Annotated in this window: 12 protein-coding genes and 1 tRNA gene; 5 read left to right on the top strand and 8 right to left on the bottom strand. The window is 64.6% G+C overall.

Annotated features, from left to right (window positions below; all coding sequences use genetic code 11):
• Nucleotides 1-26 precede the first annotated feature (26 nt).
• Nucleotides 27-1,073: a hypothetical protein gene (locus GRI89_RS04975; protein WP_159792765.1), complete on the top strand. Its 1,047-nt coding sequence runs from the start codon at nucleotides 27-29 to the stop codon at nucleotides 1,071-1,073.
• 86 nt (nucleotides 1,074-1,159) lie between these two features.
• A complete protein-coding gene (locus tag GRI89_RS04970) occupies nucleotides 1,160-1,447 on the top strand; it encodes a hypothetical protein (protein WP_159792763.1) in 288 nt (95 codons plus the stop codon).
• A gap of 170 nt (nucleotides 1,448-1,617) precedes the next feature.
• On the opposite strand, the gene GRI89_RS04965 is transcribed toward GRI89_RS04970, so the two are convergent.
• The 7 genes from GRI89_RS04965 to GRI89_RS04935 all read right to left on the bottom strand — a co-directional run bounded on the left by GRI89_RS04965 (nucleotide 1,618) and on the right by GRI89_RS04935 (nucleotide 8,217).
• The gene (locus tag GRI89_RS04965) at nucleotides 1,618-2,295 is read right to left on the bottom strand and encodes a hypothetical protein (protein ID WP_159792761.1); all 678 of its coding nucleotides are present in this window, start codon (nucleotides 2,293-2,295) and stop codon (nucleotides 1,618-1,620) included.
• A gap of 144 nt (nucleotides 2,296-2,439) precedes the next feature.
• Nucleotides 2,440-2,515, bottom strand: a tRNA-Lys gene (locus GRI89_RS04960).
• 62 nt (nucleotides 2,516-2,577) lie between these two features.
• Complete coding sequence (gene rodA / locus GRI89_RS04955; RefSeq protein WP_159792759.1) at nucleotides 2,578-3,696, bottom strand: rod shape-determining protein RodA; 1,119 nt, start codon at nucleotides 3,694-3,696, stop codon at nucleotides 2,578-2,580.
• Nucleotides 3,693-5,684 (bottom strand): penicillin-binding protein 2, encoded by a 1,992-nt coding sequence (gene mrdA, locus GRI89_RS04950; RefSeq protein WP_159792757.1) that lies wholly within the window; start codon nucleotides 5,682-5,684, stop codon nucleotides 3,693-3,695. Before mrdA ends, rodA begins: the two co-directional genes overlap by 4 nt.
• Nucleotides 5,685-5,688: 4 nt before the next feature.
• A complete protein-coding gene (locus GRI89_RS04945; protein ID WP_159792755.1) occupies nucleotides 5,689-6,246 on the bottom strand; it encodes a rod shape-determining protein MreD in 558 nt (185 codons plus the stop codon).
• The gene (gene mreC / locus GRI89_RS04940; protein ID WP_159792753.1) at nucleotides 6,243-7,136 is read right to left on the bottom strand and encodes a rod shape-determining protein MreC; all 894 of its coding nucleotides are present in this window, start codon (nucleotides 7,134-7,136) and stop codon (nucleotides 6,243-6,245) included. Before mreC ends, GRI89_RS04945 begins: the two co-directional genes overlap by 4 nt.
• A 31-nt stretch (nucleotides 7,137-7,167) precedes the next feature.
• Complete coding sequence (locus GRI89_RS04935) at nucleotides 7,168-8,217, bottom strand: rod shape-determining protein (protein WP_159792751.1); 1,050 nt, start codon at nucleotides 8,215-8,217, stop codon at nucleotides 7,168-7,170.
• Nucleotides 8,218-8,401: 184 nt separating this feature from the next.
• Here GRI89_RS04935 and mutL point away from each other — a divergent pair, with 184 nt between their 5' ends.
• The 3 genes from mutL to GRI89_RS04920 are packed head-to-tail and all read left to right on the top strand — an operon-like array spanning nucleotide 8,402 to nucleotide 11,675.
• Complete coding sequence (gene mutL, locus GRI89_RS04930) at nucleotides 8,402-10,195, top strand: DNA mismatch repair endonuclease MutL (RefSeq protein ID WP_159792749.1); 1,794 nt, start codon at nucleotides 8,402-8,404, stop codon at nucleotides 10,193-10,195.
• The gene (locus tag GRI89_RS04925) at nucleotides 10,195-10,617 is read left to right on the top strand and encodes a hypothetical protein (protein ID WP_159792747.1); all 423 of its coding nucleotides are present in this window, start codon (nucleotides 10,195-10,197) and stop codon (nucleotides 10,615-10,617) included. The genes mutL and GRI89_RS04925 overlap by 1 nt, the downstream gene beginning before the upstream one ends.
• Nucleotides 10,605-11,675, top strand: coding sequence for a glycoside hydrolase family 88 protein (locus tag GRI89_RS04920; protein WP_159792745.1), 1,071 nt, complete (start codon nucleotides 10,605-10,607; stop codon nucleotides 11,673-11,675). The genes GRI89_RS04925 and GRI89_RS04920 overlap by 13 nt, the downstream gene beginning before the upstream one ends.
• Here GRI89_RS04920 and GRI89_RS04915 read toward each other — a convergent pair.
• A complete protein-coding gene (locus tag GRI89_RS04915; protein WP_235912788.1) occupies nucleotides 11,672-13,054 on the bottom strand; it encodes a hypothetical protein in 1,383 nt (460 codons plus the stop codon). The genes GRI89_RS04920 and GRI89_RS04915 overlap by 4 nt on opposite strands.
• Nucleotides 13,055-13,092: the final 38 nt, after the last annotated feature.

Genomic DNA, 13,092 nt, shown 5'->3' with positions numbered 1-13,092 from the left:
CGGCTCAACCGGCCATGCCGTCCACAATGGCGAAGCTTCCGGGCAGGCGAATTCAACCCAGCGGAACCTTTCCAGGTGCGCAGTGGGCCAAGTGGACACGTCTCTATCAGCACCGCCGGAGTGGTTCGATGCGTCTCTATTTTCCCGATATCGAGCGGCCCAAGGCCGCCGCCAAATTCCTTGCCCGCCTGTCTCCCGAGGTGACGCTCGCGAGTGCCCATGAGGCTCTGGCGTGCGCGAGCGGCTACCGCGACTGGCATGAGCTGAGCGCTTCATTTCACGCGCCCGGTCCCGATCCCACCGCATTCAGCACCCAGGTGGCTACGGAACTGGTGCTCGCCCTCGCGCTCTCGCTCAACCTGGAATGCGGGGACGTGCAATACGCACTCTCGAAAGCCCGCCTTCTCGGTGCGGCCCCCTGGGGCATTGATGAACAGCTCGCCGTCCACATGGCGGCGATCCGACAGCAAGACTTGGGCGCGCCCGCGCGCGGCAAGCCGGGAACAATCGTGAAGGTCAAAACCATCGGCGGGCCGCGTGTCGGCTATCTCCTATGGACCGACAGCATCGTGAATGTGCTGTATGACTCCGGCGAAGGCTGCTGTGCGACCTTTGAGGCAGTGACGCCGCGAACCCCCATCGCGGATTTCCTGCCCGCCCGGCTCTGGTTGCCCTACGGCATCTGGACCCTGGAGGATGGTTCCGAGGTGGTGTTTGCCAGGGACTACCTCCCACTGTGGCGCATCTCGGCCGAGGGTGTGGAAAGGCTTGATCCATGGCTCTGGATCAATGGCATCAAGTCGCATCGCTGGTTCGCGGCCAACACCGAGGGCGATTGGTGGCGTCCTGGCGGGAGAGTGCCCGCCCTGGCGTATCTGGAACAGCATCGCATCTTTGAGCTGCCTAGGCTCGCCAACGCGATGCGGTATATGTTCGCGCCCGGCGTCCGGACAATGAGGGGAGCGGTGCGGCGGATGCATGGCCAATCCTACAGCGATGCGACCGCACCCACGTTCGCGATGCTCCGCCCCAACATGGTTGAAACGGAGCGCGTCCGGCGAACCGGCACCTAGGGGAAGGACTCGCGCAAGGCCCGATTTGACCGTCCGGATCGCCACTTTATGGTGATGCGGCCGCACCCGGCGATGAGGAGACCCGCATGTTCCGTATCAAGTCGATGGACCTGGCCACCCGGACAGCGTTCGAGGATGCCTTTGACAAGCTCTGGACCTTGCTCGACCACGATCCTGAGATGGGGCTTTTCCAAGAGGAGGGCGCGGCTGGCGGGCCGTTCCGCATGCTCATTCCTGAGCGGCATGCCGAGCGGGTTGAGAGCTTGTCGCCGGGCGATTGGAAGAATTGCCGCGATGCAACGGAGCGGAGTTGGATATCCATCCGGAGAGCGAGGAGCATGGCCGACTATGGCCTCAAGGGACCGCCGGATTGAGCAAGAGCTGACGGGGCAGGGAGCGCTTCCAGCTCGCTCTTCGGCACCCGCCCCTTCACCAAACCGGCGGCGCAAAGCGTCTAGGACGGAATACGCGTTCGCGGCCAGGGTGAGTTAGGGACCGCCTGACGCATCGGCTTCGTCAGCGGCCCGCCACAGCCGCCTCCAGACTAATCCTCAGTGGTGATCTTGCGCTCCACGTGGATGGTGGTCTCCCCGGCTCGAAAGCGCTCCAGCGCCTCGGCCCTCGCTTCCTCGGCCGCCGCCTCAATCTGAGCAACCTCATCCGGCGTAAGGGTCGCGTCCACGCCGCATTCGGGGCAAGCGCGCGGTTCCGCGATCTCGGCAAATGGCACTTCGGCACGCGCCCCGCAGTCGCACGTGAAGCCGAGCGGCTGGATGGTGAATGACGGCTCAGCCAGGGCTGGAGCTTCGGCTCGCTCCAGCAAGGCGATATGGGCGCTCCCGACTTTCTTGCCCTCTTTGCGGCCGCGATGGTCATGGTAGAGCCGCCCGATCCTCAGCTCCGTTTCCGTATTCGTGCCGATGTGGACGGCCGGGATTTTCGCCCGGCGGAACGTGGCCAGGACGGCCGCCAGGGCATCCTGTGCAGTGCCGGTCACGATGTGCTCAGCATGGACGTTGCCGCTCTGGCGGATGACCGTGACCCGGTATGTGCCGGTGGGAAAGAGCGCGAGCTTGCCAGGGAGCTGGTCCAGGTAGAGGGTCCGGTCATCGTTGGGATCGTCCAGCCGCCGGTGACTTTCTTCCATCGCCCACCAGGAAAAGATGAGCATGCCGACAATCAGCGGCCCGAAGATGATCCACTCAATCGTGTCAGCGTCCATGGCGTCCCCCAGCCTCAGCCGCGAAGCTGCGCAGGGGAGCCGGAGCTGTCAATCGGCGGTGAATTGGAAATCGGCCGCGCGCGTTAGACAGAATGTTAGACAGCGTTGCAGACGCGCCACACGCCATCGCTAAGTCTTTGAAAATGGTGGACGCACTAGGGCTCGAACCTAGGACCCGCTGATTAAGAGTCAGCTGCTCTACCAACTGAGCTATGCGTCCACATGCCGGTTTCGGCAGGCCCCCGAATCACGGGGAGCGGCCCATATAGCGGGGCTTTCGATTCAGGCAAGGCCCGTAGTGCCCCTTCTTTTGCTGCTGCGGTCGATCATCATCAATGTGCCGATGCAGATCATGTTGGTCATCATCGATGATCCGCCGTGACTCATGAAAGGCAGGGGGATGCCGACGACCGGAGCAAGGCCCATGACCATCATCAGGTTGATCGCCACGTAGAAGAAGATGGTCGCGGTCATCCCGGCCGCGAGCAGCTGGCTGAAGCGGTCGGGTGCGCGTCGGGCGACGCTAAGCCCCCAGCGCAGGACGATCCCGAAAACAAGCAGGACGAACAGGCCGCCGAGGAGGCCCCATTCCTCTGCCATGGTGGCGAAGACGAAGTCGGTATGGGGTTCGGGCAAGTAGTCGAGATGGCTCTGCGAACCGTTGCCGAAGCCCTTGCCAACGATTCCGCCGGAACCGATAGCGATCTTCGACTGGGTGATGTGGTACCCGGTTCCAAGCGGGTCGCTCTCCGGGTCGAGAAAGGTCGTCACACGGTTTCGCTGGTAGTCGTGCAGGAGGAAGAAATAGGCCAGCGGCGCAGCGACTACTCCGGCAAGCCCAGCGCCGACGAACCAGCGCGCCGGGAGACCTGCGAGGAACATGATGACTGCGCCGCCAAAAGCGATGGCCAGCGCGGTCCCGAGGTCGGGCTGAAGCATCACCAGCACCATCGGCACGCCGATCAGGCCAGCCGGCGGGATGAGCGAGCGCCAGCTGCTGACGTACCCTGCCGGGAGCGAATGGTAGTAGGTTGCAAGGACCAGGACGATGGTCGGCTTCATCAGCTCCGACGGCTGCAAGACCAGCGGCCCGATGTTTAGCCATCTCTGGCTGCCGCCGCCGATCTGCCCGAGCAATTCGACGCCGAGCAAGAGCAGGACGACGCCTCCGTAGACAGGGTAGGCGACCATGCGCACGAATTCGGGGCGCATGTACGAAAGCACGAAGGCGGCGACCAGGAAGATCGCATAACGCCATAGCTGGGAAGCGGCATAGGTGGAAAATTCGCCGCCGGCTGCCGAGTAGAGCACGGCCCCGCTAAAGCAGACGAGCGCGGTCAGCGTCAGCAGGATGCGCCAAGGCTGGTCGGCAATGAAGGGCGGCAGGATCGACGATTTCATCGTGTTTCTCCGCCACGCGCCGCTTCAACGGCAGCAGGCGCGGGTGCGGGCACCTTCGCCTCGGCATCGACCATCTTTCGTTCCGAAAATTGATCGATTTGCGTGGGCGGGATGATGATGCCCTCCGCAGCGGCGAAGCTCTTGTACTTGGCGTCGAGCCGCTGCTGTGCGGTACCGCCCCACTGCTTTTCGAGTTCGTGCAGGGTCTGCAGGCCCATCTCGGGATCGAACAGGTAGGTCATGACATCGCGCGCAATAGGTGCCGCCGCGCGGGCGCCGAAGGTGCCGTGCTCGATCACCACGGAAATTGCGTAGCGCGGGTTGTCGACCGGCGCGTAACAGATGAACAGCGAGTGGTCGCGCGATTTCCAGTCGCCGAAATGTCCGCGGGCGACCAGCTTCTGCACCTGCGCAGTACCGGTCTTGCCGGCCATCTGGATGCCGTCCAGCCGCAACTTCGCGCCGCCCGCGGTGCCTGCACCGTTGACCACTCGGAACATCCCGTCATGCGTGACCTGGAGTTGCTCCGGCGTAAACGGCAGGGGAGGGCCAAGCTTCTGCTGGTTGCCGAACAAGAGCGACGGGATAAGGTTCTTGCCGGTCGCGATGCGGGCGGTCATCACCGCCAGTTGCAGCGGATTGGTCAGCACATATCCTTGGCCGATCGATGCGTTGAGACCGTCCGATGCGGTCCACTCCTGCTTGTAGCGGCGCATCTTCCATTCGGCATCGGGCACGGTCCCGTAGCGCTGGTTCACGCCGGGCAGGTCGAATTCGTCGCCCAGTCCCAAGGTCCGTGCCATCGACGCGAAGGTGTCGTAGCCGACGCGGTGGACCATGGACCAGAAGTAGGTGTTGCAGCTCCGCTCGATCGCCGCCCGCATGTCCACCGTGCCATGCACCGCATCACAGCGGAAGAATCGCCTGCCAAGCTGGTATCCGCCCGGGCAATGGACCCGCTCGTCTGGCGAGACACCGTGCATCTGAAGCGCAAGGGTCTCCATCGGCTTCATTGTCGAGCCGGGAGGATAGAGACCGCGCACCGCCTTGTTGAGCAGCGGAATGTGGTCGTCCTCGTTGAGCATCTTCCAGCGTAGCCGCCCGATGCCGCCGACGAAGCTGTTGGGATCGAACGCCGGCATCGAGACGAGGGCGAGAATGCCGCCCGTCAGGCAGTCAAGCACCACGACCGAGCCGGATTCCAGGCCGACACGGCGCGAAGCGAAGTCCTGCAATGGACCGTCGATCGTCAGTTTGATCGCCTGGCCCTGGACGTCCTCGCGCGTCTCCAGTTCCTTCACGATCCGGCCGGAAGCAGTGACTTCGACACGCCGCGCACCGGGTAGACCGCGCAGGTCCTTTTCGAAGGCCTTCTCGATGCCGTCCTTGCCGATCTTGAAGCCCGGCGTGATCAGCAGCGGGTTGGGCTCCTTCTTGTATTCCTCGGCGTTTGCTGGCCCGACATAGCCGAGCAAGTGCGCGACCGAGGGCCCGGTCGGATAATAGCGCGAGAAACCCCGCTGCGGCACGACGCCGTGCAGGTCGGGGATGCGGACGCTGACCGCGGCGAACTGCTCGTAGTTGAGCCCCGAGGCAACTTCGACCGGCTGTGCGCCGACGGCCTGCTTCACGCGCTGCTGGACCTCGGAAATCGTCGCCGCGTCGAGATCGAGGATCTCGCCCAGCTGCGCGACGGTCTTTTCCGGCTCGTTCATCCATTCCGGAATGACGTCGACGCGGAAGTCGGCGCGATTGGAGGCAAGCGGTGCGTCGTTCCGGTCGAGTATCCATCCACGCCGCGGCGGGATCAGCGAGAGGTTGACGCGGTTGCTCTCGGACTCGGTCTTGTACTTTTCGTTCTCGGCGATCGAGAGGTAGCCCATGCGCGCCGCGAGGAGCAGGCCGATTCCGCCTTGGACCGCACCAACTACGAAACTGCGGCGATCGAAACTCTGGTGAAGGGTGCTGGCATTATACGTACGCGCCATGGCTTCATCCCAAGCGGCGGACGCGGAACAGGCGGAAACGATCTAGCTGCGACACCATGCGCGCGATGATGGGGTAGGAGAACAGCGAGAGCAAGAACTGCGGCATCAAGGTCACGAGATGTTCGCCGCCGACCTGCGACCCGGAAAACACCGCAGCCAGTAGGATATAGGCCGCCAGAAGGCCCGAAGCGATGAACCAGTCCTGCCAGAAACCGCGCCATGGGAACCGCAGGTCGAGCAGGTCGAGGCCGATCAAGGCGAGCGAAAAGAGCAGGATACCACTGCCGAAGGGCTGTCCGGAGAACAGGTCGTCGAACGCACCGAACGGCAGGCCGGCCCAGAGCGGCAGCAAGCCCGGCCGCAACTGCCGCCACGCCACCATGAACACGAACGCGATCGGCGGAAGCAGCGGTGCGGGCGCAATGATCGGCAGGAGCGGTGTAAGAGACCCGAGGAGAATCGAGATCCACGGCACCCCGTATACGAGGGCAGGGGAATGGTCGCGGTTGATCTTGCTGCCGAAGGCATCCTGCCGGGAGCGTGGGTTGATCGGATCGATCATTCGCTCTCCGTTGCCGGTGCACTGGGCGAAGAACTTAACATCTCGACGGCGTCCCGCTGCCAGACCGGCTCGACGCTGACGTAGTCGGTCGCAGCAGGGTTGCTCAGGAGCCGGGCGACCGCACCGTCCTTGGTCAGTTCCTCGACAACTGCGACCGGGATGTTCGGCCGGAACAACCCGCCCGCGCCGGAGGTTACGAAGACGTCGCCCTTCTTCAGCGGATTGATACCGAGGTTGATCAGCCTGATGCGGAGCGATCCGTCCGGACGGCCTTCGGCAAAGGCGACCACGTCATCGGTGGATCGGCGCACCGGGACCATGCTCTCGCTGTCGGTCAGCAACAGGACCCGCGCGCTGTGCGAACCTGTTTCGAAGATGCGTCCGACAAGACCCATCGGCGAGACCACCGGCATTTCCCGGCCCACGCCTTCGGAACTGCCAGCGGAAATGTATGCGAAGCGCCGGGCGCTGGAGGAGGTCGAGCCGATGAGGCGGCCGAGCGCCACTGGCTTCACCTCGCCGTCCCTGAGTCCGAGTGCGGCCTTGAGGCGTTTGTTTTCCTGCTCGATGGCCTGCGCCTCGACCAGTTTGACCCGCGCAACCTCGTTTTCGTTCTGCAGTTCCGCATTGCGGCTGCCGGCGCGGTAGTAACCCGCGATGGCCTCGAAGAAGCTCCTGCCGCCGGTCCGCGCGGACGCGCCTGCTTCGCCGGCCGACGAGGTTGCGTCGACCGCCATCGAGCGCAGTCCCGATATCGCCTGCGGTTGCCACAGCGAGATGATCAGCAACGCTGCCCCGATCAGCGCGCCGACACTCGCCAGGACATAACCCGTAAAGACGCTAAGCTGCGCCTTGCGGTTCGACCCGGACCTGTTCGAGGGCGGAGCCATCGCCGCCTTACCTCCCTACAATGCCGGAGGATCAGGCGGTCATCAGCACGCCGCGATAGACCGGATCCTCCATCGCCCGTCCAGTCCCCAGCGCGACACACGAAAGCGGGTCTTCCGCCACGCTGACCGGTAGGCCGGTTTCTTCCTTAAGGTGATCGTCGAGCCCGCGGATCAGCGCGCCGCCGCCGGTCAGGACAATGCCCTGGTCGACGATGTCGGCGGCCAGTTCCGGCGCGGTGTTTTCCAGCGCGATGCGCACGCCTTCGACGATGGCGCCGATCGGTTCGCTGAGCGCTTCGGCGATGTGGCCCTGATTGATGGTGATTTCCTTGGGCACGCCGTTGACGAGGTCGCGACCCTTGATGGTCACCGCTTCACCGACGCCGTCTTCCGGCACGGTGGCGACGCCGTAATCCTTCTTGATCCGCTCGGCCGTGGCATCGCCGATCAGCAGGTTGTGGTGTCGGCGGACGTAGGAAACTATCGCTTCGTCCATCTTGTCGCCGCCGGTGCGGACCGAGGTGGTGTAGGCGAGACCGCGCAGCGAGAGTACCGCGACTTCGGTGGTGCCGCCGCCTATGTCGACGACCATCGAGCCGACCGGCTCGGTCACCGGCATGTCGGCGCCGATCGCCGCGGCCATCGGCTCGAGGATCAGGAAGACTTCCGAGGCGCCGGCGTTCGATGCCGCGTCGCGGATCGCGCGGCGCTCGACCGAGGTCGAGCCCGAAGGCACGCAGATCACGATTTCCGGGTGGCGGAACATGCTGGTGCGCTTGCCGTGGACCTTGCGGATGAAGTGCTTGATCATTTCTTCGGCGATTTCGATGTCGGCGATGACACCGTCACGCAGCGGGCGGATCGCCTCGATGCTGTCGGGTGTCTTGCCCATCATGAGCTTGGCGTCGTCGCCGACGGCCTTGACCCGCTTGATCCCGTTGATCGTTTCGATTGCCACCACGGACGGTTCGTTGAGTACGATCCCCTGATCCTGGACATAGACCAGCGTGTTCGCCGTGCCGAGGTCGATCGCCATGTTCTGCGAGCCGAACGAAAAGAGGCGGGTGAAGAAAGAACTCATCGGAATTCCATTATTTTTCCGGGCTTTGCCGCGGATAGGTGGTGTGGGGCTGTACCGGTGAGTCCGGCGCGTCGGGCCCCCTTAATGCAATGCCCCGTCAAACACCAAAAATTTGTAACGCAATCGACGGGTTTTTACCCCGCTTGGCTCGAAATTCGAGCGCCCCGCCGTTACCCTGCAATTCATGCCCCAAATTCGCCGCCTTCCGGAGACCCTGGTCAACCGCATTGCCGCGGGAGAAGTGGTCGAACGTCCGGCGTCAGCGCTCAAAGAACTGGTCGAGAACGCCATCGATTCCGGCGCGACCCGAATCGCGGTCTCGCTGGGCGAGGGCGGTCTCAGCCGGATCGAGGTCACCGACGACGGATGCGGCATGACCGCCGACGAAATGGCGCTCGCGCTCGAAAGGCATGCGACGTCGAAACTGCCTGACGATGCGATCGAGAAGGTCGCCACGCTCGGTTTCCGCGGCGAGGCGCTGCCGTCGATCGCCAGCGTCGCGCGGCTGACACTGGAAAGCCGGGTGCGCGGCTCCGAGCAGGGCTGGCGGCGGGTGACCGACCACAGCGCGGTGACCGACGAGGGCCCTGCGGCCCTGCCGCCGGGAACGCGGGTGCGGGTCGAGCAACTGTTCGCCAGGGTCCCGGCCCGGCGCAAGTTCCTGCGGACCGAGCGCAGCGAATACGCCGCCTGTCTCGACATCGTGCGCCGATTGGCCATGGCGCGGCCCGATGTCTCGATCCGGCTCGAACACAACGGACGGACGATCTTCGACCTGCAGGGCGGGGAAGGGCTGGCCCCGCGCGTGGCGATGATCGTGGCGCGCGAGTTGGCCGACAACTCGGTCGCCATCGACCTCGAACGCGGCGAGATGCGGCTGACCGGCATCGCCGGCCTTCCGACCTACAACCGCGGGGTCGCCGACCACCAGTACCTGTTCGTCAACGGCCGCCCGGTAAAGGACCGGCTGCTGGTCGGCGCGGTGCGCGGGGCTTACGCCGACATGCTGGCGCGCGACCGCCACGCGGTCCTGGCGCTGTTTCTCGACTTGCCGAGCGAAGAGGTGGACGTGAACGTGCACCCGGCCAAGACCGAGGTGCGCTTTCGCGACGCCGCGGCAGTGCGCGGGTTCATCGTTTCCGGCCTGCGACAGGCCCTCTCGACCGGCGACCGCCGCAGCGCGCAGGCTCCCGATGCGGGCGCGATGGGGCGCTGGCAGGTCGAACCGGCGATCGCTCCGGCGCTCGGCTCGATTTTCCGCGGCCGCGACTGGACCGCGCCTTCGAGCAACGTGCGGGCGACCAGCGAGGCATTCCGCGGCTTCGAGGCGCAGGTCATGGACGCGCCGCTGGGCCGTGCCGAGCAGGCCGAACCTGATCCCGAGCAGGCCGCCGAGTACCCGCTCGGAGTGGCGCGCGGGCAGATCGCCAACACCTACATCGTCGCCGAGGCGGCGGACGGTCTCGTCATCGTCGACCAGCATGCGGCGCACGAAAGGCTCGTGCTGGAACGGCTGCGCGCGGCGGGGGCGGGCGACAAGGTGGCCGCCAGCCAGGCGCTTCTGATCCCCGAGGTCGTCGAACTGGATGAACCGGCCTGCGACCGGCTCGAGGATCAGGCGGAGCGGTTCGCCCGGTTCGGCCTCGTGATGGAGCGGTTCGGTCCGGGAGCAATGCTGGTCCGCGCCATGCCCGGGGCGCTCAAGGGTGGCGATCCCGAACGCCTGCTGAGCGACCTCGCCGACGATATCGCCCAGCACGGCAAGGGCCTGCTGCTGGAAGAAAAGATCGAGCACGTTCTTGCCACGATGGCCTGCCACGGCTCGGTTCGCGCGGGTCGGACGCTCAACGTAGCGGAGATGAACGCCCTGCTGCGCGAAATGGAGCGGACGCCACGCTCGGGCCAATGCAACCATGGCCGCCCGACCTGGGTGAAGCTGTCTATGGGCGACGTGGAAAAGCTGTTCGGGCGGCACTGATGCGGATTGCGGCCCTCGTCGTACTTCCGTTGCTCGCTGCCTGCGGCGGCGATCCGGTCGAGGACGCGGAAGCACCGGCCAGGGCGCTCGTACTGCAACCCATCGGCTATCCCGAGATCGAGGCGAACGACCTGCATGGGCCGAATTGCTCCTACGCCTCGGGCAAGTCGATGGCTCCGGTGGTGATGGCGTTCGGCGACGAGGCGGTGATGAAGATCGATGGCGAGATCCACCGCTTCCCGCTCGATCCGCAGTGCAAGGAAGTCCGCAACGGCACCGGTTCGCGCTATCTGGCCGACGATCGCGTGCTCGATCTCGCGGTCGAAGGCGAGGGCCCGACCTTCGACGGCTCTGTGAAATTGAGCACCGGATCGGGCAAGGTGCTCTACGAGACCTCCGGGGCGGTTCAGTGCGGCGATTGAGCAGCGCGGAGCTTTCCCGCCGCTCGCTTCTCGGCACGATGGGAATGCTGGCACTAGGCGGCTGCGTTTCCGGTGTCCGGCCGTCCGCATCGCCCGATCCGGCAGTTCTCTCGGTCGGCAAGACCGCCGCTCTGGAATGGGGCTCACGTCCCGACGTCGTGCTCTACGAGATCCCCGATGTCGTCGCACCACATTACGCCGAGGCGGGTGTGGCGCTGGGCGTGTCGAGGCTTTCAGCCAACCTCTCCGACCCCAGCCTGCTCGATATCGTTCGCACCCGATGGGCCAAGGCAGCACTGATGCCCAACAGCGCCAACCACGTCGACGCCAATGTGATTGGCACCTGGGCCATGCTGGCGGACGACGAGCAGCGCGGGATCGAGCTCGCCGACGGGCAATGGGCCGAGACCGGCGATGACGGCCTGACGAAACAGGCGCGTTACTGGATCGACGACGTCTGGATGATCGGTGCTTTGCAGACCCAGGCGTTTCGTTCGACCGGAATGAAGCGCTTCATTGACCGATCCGCCTTGATGGCGGTGCGCTATCTCGAGCGATTGCAGCAGCCCAATTGGCTCTTCCACCACGGCCTGACGGCGCCATTCTTCTGGGCACGCGGTAATGGCTGGGTCGCCGCAGGTCTGGCCGAAATCCTCTCGATCCTGCCCCGCGAGCACCAACATTGGCCAACAATTTCAGCCGGTTTCGAGCGCACGATGGAGGCGCTGCTGCGCACCCAGCGCGCAGACGGCCTGTGGGGCCAGCTGATCGACCACCCCGAAGCCTGGACCGAAAGCAGCGGCAGCGCGATGTTCGCCTATGCCTTCGTACGCGCATCGAACGCCGGGTTCCTGTCCGCCGCACCATACCGCACCGCTGCGCAGCACGCCTGGGAAGGACTGTGCGATCGAGTCGAGCCGGATGGCAAGCTGCGCGGTGTCTGCGTCGGCACCGGTCAGGCCGACAACGCGCAGTTCTACTTCGACCGCCCCACCGTCACCGGCGACCTGCACGGGCAGGCGCCTCTGCTGTGGCTCTGTGCGGAGCTTGCGGCCTAGCTTCCAAGGCTGAAGCGGGCGAACAGCGTGTAGCCGACCGGCGAATTGCCATAGTAGGCATCAAGCGCCGAGGGCTTCGCGAAGGCCGCAACCGTCCCGCCAAGCGCAAGGTTCACCGGGCCGAGCGGTAGACGATAGGCATAGCCGGCCTGGAACTTCGTCACCCGGAACGGCTCGTCGTGCAATGGGTGGTCGTGATCGGGAAAGAGCTCGTCATTCTTCACGTTTTCGACCCGGCCAAACAATGTGTGATGGTCGTCGATGTCCCAATTCACTTCGCCCAGCCACGCTGTCAGCGTCTCGCCCGGTACGCGATCTTTGGCCGAATAGGCAGCCAAGGCCGACAGGCCCTTGCCGTCGTTGTACTGGGCGGAAACCGTCGTGCGATGCTCGTCTTCTCCGGCATGCAATTCCTCCGGATCGTTGATCTGGCCGTAGCTGGCCTGGAGCAACCATGACGGAGATGGGGCGAAGCTTGCACGGATGCTCCAGCTATCGAGATCGGGTTTCTCGATGTTCCAGCGGTACTCGTCTGGCTCTCGTCCGCGGAAGGCACTGGTTTCTATTTGCCAGCCCTTGGCCGCAACGCCCACAGTCACGACGCCATAGGCGATGTGCGTGGAATCGAACCAGTGGTGGGTGATCGGCGCCTCCGGATTGTAGCGTGCGCTGGCGCGATGCATGAACGCGCTCGGGCCGAGGGCGGGCTCGGCCACCGGACCGCCGTACAGGAAGACACCGGCATCTTCGACGATGTCGATATCGAGCCGTCCGGACAATTCCATGAAAAGGTCGTGCGGGTGCTGACGGTCGACCAGCGGCTCGCCGTAGGCCACTTCGCCGGTCGCGAAGAGGTTCGGATAGCCATCGTGCCGCATCAGCGGCTCGAGACTCATCATTGTCGTTATGGTGAACTTGCCACCGTCGAACGGCGCTGACAGCGTCGCCATGGCCATCGACTGGACGTAGGCCTTGTCGTCCCCGCGCGGACCCGACTGGTGCGTGTAGACAGGCCATACGAAGCCGTGGAGCATCAGCATCGCGTCGCCGCCAACCCCGATCATTGCGCCGTGCGACATCGATTCGTTCGACGGCAAACGCGATGTGCCTGAACCCTGGCCCCCTTCACCCATGGACATCGCCCCGTGGTCCGTATGCGATACGTCCGATTGCCCTTGATCCATCGAGCCATGGTCCCTTGTGTCGTGCTTCATTCCACCGTGGTCGGTCGCCTCCGGTTCAACCTGCTCATGATCCATCTCGGGCATGGACATTTTCGAATGGTCCATGGAATCCTCTGCTTCGGGCTGGTTCTGCGCCAGCACCGGAAGCGGAAGCACCACCAACAGGGCCGCGCCGGCAAGTAGGTACATCTTCATTTCAGTTGGTCTTTCGAACGTCGAGTTTCTGGGAAAGG

It is taken from the genome of Croceibacterium salegens (genome assembly GCF_009827435.1).
In the GTDB taxonomy this organism is placed as follows: domain Bacteria; phylum Pseudomonadota; class Alphaproteobacteria; order Sphingomonadales; family Sphingomonadaceae; genus Croceibacterium_B; species Croceibacterium_B salegens.
The sequence above is the reverse complement of the archived record's forward strand: the minus strand, read 5'-3'. Positions and strand labels throughout refer to the sequence as shown.

Excerpts from the sequence above, each read along its gene's own strand:
- GRI89_RS04915 (WP_235912788.1), bottom strand. The coding sequence starts at position 13,054 with ATGAAGATGTACCTACTTGCCGGCGCGGCCCTGTTGGTGGTGCTTCCG.
- GRI89_RS04965 (WP_159792761.1), bottom strand. The coding sequence starts at position 2,295 with ATGGACGCTGACACGATTGAGTGGATCATCTTCGGGCCGCTGATTGTC.
- GRI89_RS04945 (WP_159792755.1), bottom strand. The coding sequence starts at position 6,246 with ATGATCGATCCGATCAACCCACGCTCCCGGCAGGATGCCTTCGGCAGC.
- mutL (WP_159792749.1), top strand. The coding sequence starts at position 8,402 with ATGCCCCAAATTCGCCGCCTTCCGGAGACCCTGGTCAACCGCATTGCC.
- mrdA (WP_159792757.1), bottom strand. The coding sequence starts at position 5,684 with ATGGCGCGTACGTATAATGCCAGCACCCTTCACCAGAGTTTCGATCGC.
- GRI89_RS04925 (WP_159792747.1), top strand. The coding sequence starts at position 10,195 with ATGCGGATTGCGGCCCTCGTCGTACTTCCGTTGCTCGCTGCCTGCGGC.
- GRI89_RS04935 (WP_159792751.1), bottom strand. The coding sequence starts at position 8,217 with ATGAGTTCTTTCTTCACCCGCCTCTTTTCGTTCGGCTCGCAGAACATG.
- GRI89_RS04970 (WP_159792763.1), top strand. The coding sequence starts at position 1,160 with ATGTTCCGTATCAAGTCGATGGACCTGGCCACCCGGACAGCGTTCGAG.
- rodA (WP_159792759.1), bottom strand. The coding sequence starts at position 3,696 with ATGAAATCGTCGATCCTGCCGCCCTTCATTGCCGACCAGCCTTGGCGC.
- mreC (WP_159792753.1), bottom strand. The coding sequence starts at position 7,136 with ATGGCTCCGCCCTCGAACAGGTCCGGGTCGAACCGCAAGGCGCAGCTT.
- GRI89_RS04975 (WP_159792765.1), top strand. The coding sequence starts at position 27 with ATGGCGAAGCTTCCGGGCAGGCGAATTCAACCCAGCGGAACCTTTCCA.